Raw genomic sequence first — 5408 nt, 5'->3', positions numbered from 1 at the left:
ACCACCCCGATGATGAAGGCTGGAAGAACAGAACCTTGCAAACCAACAACAGGAATGAAGCCAAAGAAGTTCATAGCTGTTACTTCACCACCTGATGCTACTGCCCAAGCGTTTGGAAGTGAGCCAGAAACCAGCATCATACCGAGGACGATACCAACAGCTGGGTTACCACCAAATACGCGGAAGGTTGACCATACAACCAAACCTGGCAAGATGATGAAGGCTGTATCTGTGAGGATTTGGCTGTAAATGGTAACATCTTCTGGAAGTGTCATTCCAAGAGCGTTCAAGAGACCACGAACACCCATGAAGAGACCAGTCGCTACGATAACTGGAATGATTGGCACGAAGACGTCACCGAAAGTACGGATAGCACGTTGGAACCAGTTTCCTTGTTTAGCAGCTTCTGCTTTCATATCTTCTTTAGAAGAAGTTGGTAATCCAAGAGCAACCACTTCGTCATAGATCTTGTTCACAGTACCAGTTCCAAAGATAACTTGGAATTGTCCTGAGTTAAAGAAAGCACCTTGAACTTTCTCGATGTTTTCAACAACATCTTTCTTAATTTTTGCTTCATCTTTGACCATGACACGTAGACGAGTTGCACAGTGAGCAACACTGTTGACATTTTCACGTCCACCCAAGGCATCGATGACCTGTTTTGCAATTTCTGTATTCGATGACATTTGCAAAAATCTCCTTATAAAATTTTTCTTTTTTGAAAGCGGTTTTCCCGCCCTACGCATATTATTCTATCACGTTTCAAAAATATGTCAAGCGTTTTGCAGAATTTTTTTTAGGAAAATTTTAAGTTTCTTATTTTTGACATCAAAAACGGCTTTTCTTTCAAAAACTTCCAGATTTCCTCTAAAAACCACCTCTTTCATTTTCATTTTCTTTCATTTTTTCATTTATTTTCATAATTTAGGTAGAGTTACTTATCCAGGATATGACAAACGTTTGACATTTTTTTCAGTTTTAAAGGAAAAAAACTTGATTTTTCACTCGAAAACGTTTACTATTAAATGGAGAACTATTTTGGAGGAATCAAGAAATGAAATGGACAACAGAACGTCGGTATAGACGCTACGAAGATTGGACAGAAGAGGAAATCAAGCAACTCAAGGAGAAAAACGCTCAGTCTCCTTGGCATACTAGCTATCATGTAGAGCCAGCAACTGGACTCCTCAACGATCCTAACGGCTTCTCCTGCTTTGATGGCAAGTGGGTTGTCTTTTACCAAAACTTTCCGTTTGGAGCTGCCCATGGGTTGAAGTCTTGGGTGCAGCTTGAAAGTGATGATTTAGTGCACTTTACAGAAACTGGAGTCAAAGTTTTGCCAGATACTCCATTAGATAGCCACGGTGCCTACTCTGGTTCTGCCATGCAGTTTGGCGATCAGTTGTTCCTATTTTATACTGGAAATGTCCGTGATGAAAATTGGATCCGCCACCCCTACCAAATTGGTGCCTTAATGGACAAGACTGGGAAGATTGAAAAGATTGACAAAGTCTTGATTGACCAGCCCGTAGACTCTACAGACCACTTCCGCGACCCACAAATTTTTAACTTTAAGGGACAATATTATGCTATCGTAGGTGGACAGGACTTGGAGAAAAAAGGCTTCGTCCGTCTCTACAAGGCTATGGAAAATGACTACACAAACTGGCAAGCAGTTGGCGACCTTGACTTTGCTAACGATCGTACTGCCTACATGATGGAATGTCCAAATCTAGTCTTTGTAGGCGAACAACCTGTCCTTCTCTACTGCCCACAAGGATTGGATAAGAGTGTTCTAGACTACGACAATATCTATCCAAACATGTATAAGATTGGGGCTTCCTTTAATCCTGAAAATGCCAAAATGGTAGATGTGTCTCAACTTCAAAATATGGATTACGGTTTTGAAGCCTATGCAACCCAAGGGTTTAATGCCCCAGACGGTCGCGCTCTTGCCGTTAGCTGGCTTGGGTTACCAGATGTTTCTTACCCATCTGACAGTTTTGAGCACCAAGGGACTTTCTCCTTGGTTAAGGAATTAACTATCCAGGATGGCAAACTCTATCAGTATCCTGTAAAAGCTATCGAAAATTTACGGGCTTCTGAACAAGTTTTTGGCAACCAAGAGAAGACCTCAAACACCTACGAGCTTGAACTCAAGCTTGAAGCCAATAGCCAAACTGAAATCGTCCTTCTGGCAGACAAAGAAGGCAAGGGACTTTCAATCAACTTTGATCTTGTTAATGGCCAGGTGACAGTGGATCGTAGCCAGGCTGGAGAACAATACGCCCAAGAATTTGGAAGTACTCGTTCTTGTCCAATTGAAGTCAAGGCTACAACTGCTAACATCTTTATTGACAAGTCAGTCTTTGAAATTTTCATCAACAAAGGAGAAAAAGTATTTTCTGGTCGCGTCTTTCCACATACAGACCAAAACGGTATCCTAATCAAGTCTGGAAACCCAACTGGAACTTACTATGAATTAGATTATGGTCGCAAAACTAACTGATGTCGCAAAACTTGCAGGCGTCAGCCCCACTACCGTCTCACGGGTCATCAATAAAAAGGGATATCTATCTGAGAAAACCATTCAAAAGGTTAATGAAGCCATGCGAGAGTTAGGCTACAAACCCAACAACCTGGCTCGAAGCCTCCAAGGAAAATCCGCCAAGTTGATTGGACTCATTTTCCCCAACATCAGTCATGTCTTTTATGCGGAGTTGATTGACAAGTTGGAACACCAACTCTTCAAGAATGGCTACAAGACCATCATCTGTAACAGCGAGCATAACTCTGAAAAAGAACGGGAGTACATTGAAATGCTGGAGGCCAATCAGGTCGATGGTATCATTTCTGGAAGTCACAACTTGGGAATCGAAGACTACAATCGTGTGACGGCACCGATCATTTCCTTTGACCGAAATCTATCACCAGACATTCCTGTCGTATCCTCTGACAACTACGCTGGTGGGATCCTAGCAGCCCAAACCTTGGTCAAGACAAGTGCTCAGTCTATCATCATGATTACAGGAAATGACAACTCCAACTCGCCTACTGGACTGCGTCATGCAGGTTTCGCCTCCATTCTACCTCATGCGCCTATTATCAATGTTTCTAGTGATTTTTCACCCGTCAGAAAGGAAATGGAAATCAAGAATATCCTTACCAAACAAAAACCCGATGCCATTTTTGCATCGGATGATTTGACTGCGATTCTCGTGATTAAGGTGGCTACAGAGCTAGGGATTGCGGTCCCTGACCAACTCAAGATTATTGGCTATGACGGAACTTACTTTATCGAAAACTATTACCCTCAGCTAACAACCATCAAGCAACCTCTCAAAGAAATTGCCTGCCTAACTGTCGATCTCCTCCTGCAAAAGATTGAAGGTAAAGAAGTTACCACGACAGGCTACTTTTTACCCGTCAGTCTCTTGCCAGGGAGAAGTATTTAAAACAAAATCTCGGACTACATCAGCCGAGATTTTTTGATACTCTCATTTCTGCTAAATAGCGCTGAGCTGTCTCTAGGTTAAAGTTTTTTTCTGCAATCAAGTGCTCAACTAGGGGAGCAACCTCGGACTCACTAGCACCAGCTAGGAGAGCTAGAGATTTGGCCTGTAGTTTCATGTGGCCTTGCTGGATGCCCGTACTTACCAAGGCTTTGAGAGCCGCAAAGTTCTGGGCAAGCCCAATGGACACGATAATCTGGGCTAATTCTTTGGCAGAAGGATTTCCCAGTAGTTCATGGCTGAGGGCTACACGTGGGTTGAGACCGATAGAGCCGCCCTTAGTAGCTACAGGCATGGGTAAGGTCATCTCACCGACCAATTCTTCTGCGTCCCTATCTAGTCTCCATCGGCTGAGGCCTTGATAGTGTCCGTCTCGACTGGCAAAGGCATGAGCCCCAGCTTCGATGGCACGCCAGTCATTACCCGTGGCGATTAAAATGGCATCAATGCCGTTAAAAATCCCTTTATTGTGGGTAGCCGCTCGGTAAGGATCAGCCTGCGCAAACTGGCTAGCCAAGGCTATTTTCTCCGCAATTTCTCGACCTTGGTCCCTTTGAGGGCTCAAATAACGAAAAGCGATGCGACAGCTTGCAGTCACCAGAGAATCGGTCGCATAGTTGGACAAAATACCCATGAGACTCTGTCCCTGACTGAGTTCTTCTAAGACTGGTTTCAAGGCTTCCAGCATGGTGTTGAGCATATTGGCTCCCATGGCTTCCTGAGTATCAACATGGAGATAAACAACGAGAAAGTCTGTTTCACCTTTGATCTGCTCTACATGCAAATCACGCGCCCCGCCACCACGTTTGACGATAGAAGGATAGGCTTGATTGGCAAGTTCCAAGAGTTCCGCTTTCTTGCTGGCAATCTTCTCTTGCGCTTGTTCAGGATCAGCAACTTGATAAAGGGCTACCTGACCAATCATCTGGCGCTCATGTACTTGAGCAGTAAAGCCACCTGCTCGCTTGATGATTTTACTTGCATAGCTGGCCGCAGCAACCACTGAGGGTTCTTCTGTCACATAGGGAACTGTGTAGTCCTGGCCATTCACCACAAGCTCTGGAACAATCGAATAAGGCAGAGAAAAAGTTCCCACTACATTCTCACTCAGCTGGTCTGCAACTGCCAAGCTGACTTGTTCATCCTGCTCGAGACTCGTTTGCTTTTCAGGACTAAGGAGCGCCTGAGCTTTCAACAACTCAAGGCGCTCATGGTATGATTTTTTAGAAAATCCATTCCAACTTATCTTCATTAATTTTCAACCTTGCTATAACGGCGTTGGTGGTCGACAATTTCAACCAAGGCATAGTCTTGATGTTCATAGCCTGCAAATTGGGCTGAACCAGACTCATCCAACTGCAATTCTTCGAAGAAGACTTTTTCATAGTCTGCAACTGACAATGCTGTACGTTGTTTGAGTTTGTTCAAGCGATCCTTATCAAGGTAAGCCTCATAACCTTCGACCAGCTCTCCACTAAAGAACTCTGAAACCGCGCCACTTCCATAACTGTAGAGGGCAATTTTATCTCCAGCCTTCAAGTTCTCTGCATTTTCCAAAAGAGAAAGGAGACCGAGAAAGAGGGAACCTGTGTAGATATTTCCAATCATCTGACTGTAGAGAATGGATTTGTCAAAGTTTTCTTGCAGACTATCCTTTTTTTCCTGAGACAAAGTCTTGTCCATCATCTTGCGCAAGCCTTTTAAAGCCAGCTTAGGATAAGGCAAGTGGAAGCAGATAGCCGCAAAATCATCCATATTCCAATCATAGCGTTTCTTGTATTCATCCCAAGTCGTTGTCAGGCAATCAAGATACTGTTGAGTCGAGTACATGCCGTTTACATAAGGAGTGCTTGAATAGTTCGGACGCCAGAAATCCATGATGTCGCGCGTTTGAGC

Annotated in this window: 5 protein-coding genes; 2 read left to right on the top strand and 3 right to left on the bottom strand. The window is 43.9% G+C overall.

Features of this window, described 5'->3' with window-relative positions:
• Positions 1 to 686 (bottom strand): glucose PTS transporter subunit EIIB (locus SORDD16_RS09560; protein WP_164966519.1); only part of this gene is annotated, 686 nt, incomplete at its 3' end.
• 368 nt (positions 687 to 1054) lie between these two features.
• Here SORDD16_RS09560 and SORDD16_RS09555 point away from each other — a divergent pair.
• The gene (locus tag SORDD16_RS09555; RefSeq protein WP_061453264.1) at positions 1055 to 2509 is read left to right on the top strand and encodes a sucrose-6-phosphate hydrolase; all 1455 of its coding nucleotides are present in this window, start codon (positions 1055 to 1057) and stop codon (positions 2507 to 2509) included.
• Complete coding sequence (locus SORDD16_RS09550) at positions 2490 to 3455, top strand: LacI family DNA-binding transcriptional regulator (RefSeq protein ID WP_061453263.1); 966 nt, start codon at positions 2490 to 2492, stop codon at positions 3453 to 3455. Before SORDD16_RS09555 ends, SORDD16_RS09550 begins: the two co-directional genes overlap by 20 nt.
• Before the next feature lie 19 nt (positions 3456 to 3474).
• On the opposite strand, the gene SORDD16_RS09545 is transcribed toward SORDD16_RS09550, so the two are convergent.
• Together SORDD16_RS09545 and SORDD16_RS12065 are read right to left on the bottom strand one after the other, a co-directional pair.
• Positions 3475 to 4764 (bottom strand): hydroxymethylglutaryl-CoA reductase, degradative, encoded by a 1290-nt coding sequence (locus SORDD16_RS09545; RefSeq protein ID WP_061453262.1) that lies wholly within the window; start codon positions 4762 to 4764, stop codon positions 3475 to 3477.
• On the bottom strand, positions 4764 to 5408 hold a 645-nt coding region (locus SORDD16_RS12065; RefSeq protein WP_277730631.1), incomplete at its 5' end, for a hydroxymethylglutaryl-CoA synthase. The genes SORDD16_RS09545 and SORDD16_RS12065, both read right to left, overlap by 1 nt.

The organism is Streptococcus oralis, from assembly GCF_001578945.1.
GTDB lineage: Bacteria > Bacillota > Bacilli > Lactobacillales > Streptococcaceae > Streptococcus > Streptococcus oralis_Q.
This window is presented reverse-complemented; position numbering and strand designations above follow the sequence as displayed.